The following is an 867-nucleotide window of genomic DNA, read 5'->3' as shown; positions in this document are numbered from 1 at the left end:
TCTGGCTGGCCGACGACGACGGCCGCCCGGCCGACGAGAACGTGCTCGCGATCCTGCTGGAGGAAGCGGAAAAGCGGGACCTGGCGGAGATTTCGCCCGTGGTGTCCAACATCGACGCCCCGGACAAGCTCGCGTTCCCGCTGCGCCGCGGCCTGACGTGGAAGCGATCGCAGGCCGAGCTGGGCATCGACTTCCTGCCCGGCATCGCGTCCCTGATGAACGGCGCACTCTTCCGCGCGTCCACTTTGGACGTCGTCGGCGTCCCGGACCTCCGCCTGTTCTTCCGCGGCGACGAGGTCGAGCTGCACCGCCGGCTGGTGCGCTCGGGGCTGCCGTTCGGCACGTCGCTGAAGACGAAGTACCTGCACCCGGACGGCTCGGACGAGTTCAAGCCCATGCTGGGCGGCAAGTTCCACGCGCAGGACCCGGAAAACGAGGTCAAGCGCTACTACACGTACCGCAACCGCGGGTACCTGCTGTCCCAGCCGGGGATGCGGAAGATCGGCGCGCTGGAGATCGTCCGGTTCGGACTGTACTTCGTGGGCGTGAAGCGGGACCCGAAGGCGTTCCTGCAGTGGCTGAAGCTGGTCCGGCAGGGCCGCGCGGAGAAGTTCTACCGCTACTGAGCCCACGAAAAAGGCCCCCGTTCCCGGGGGCCTTTTTCGTGCGGTCCTATTCGCCGATCACCGGCGGCGCGGTGCGCAGGTCGGTGCCGAACACCTCGTCCGGGTCACCCTCGACGAGGTAGGTCGGCCGCGAGTGCTCGGTGTCCTCGTCACCCTCGCCCTTCTGGCCACGGCCCATGCCGCCCGCGCCCATGCCGCCACGGCCGGCCGCGCCCGAGCCGAGCCCGCCCATCCCGCGGCC

Annotated in this window: 1 protein-coding gene and 1 pseudogene; one reads left to right on the top strand and one right to left on the bottom strand. The window is 69.7% G+C overall.

Annotated elements, in window-relative coordinates; translation table 11 throughout:
- Positions 1–626: glycosyltransferase family 2 protein (locus G3I65_RS37080; protein WP_160700221.1), on the top strand; the 626-nt coding region annotated here is incomplete at its 5' end.
- A gap of 46 nt (positions 627–672) precedes the next feature.
- Here the strand turns inward: G3I65_RS37080 and G3I65_RS37075 are convergent.
- Positions 673–867, bottom strand: a pseudogene (locus tag G3I65_RS37075) (hypothetical protein); the annotation flags it as partial.

This window comes from Amycolatopsis sp. SID8362, from assembly GCF_010550475.1.
GTDB lineage: Bacteria > Actinomycetota > Actinomycetes > Mycobacteriales > Pseudonocardiaceae > Amycolatopsis > Amycolatopsis eburnea.
Note: the sequence above shows the minus strand (reverse complement) of the source record. Positions and strands in the feature narration are given on the sequence as shown.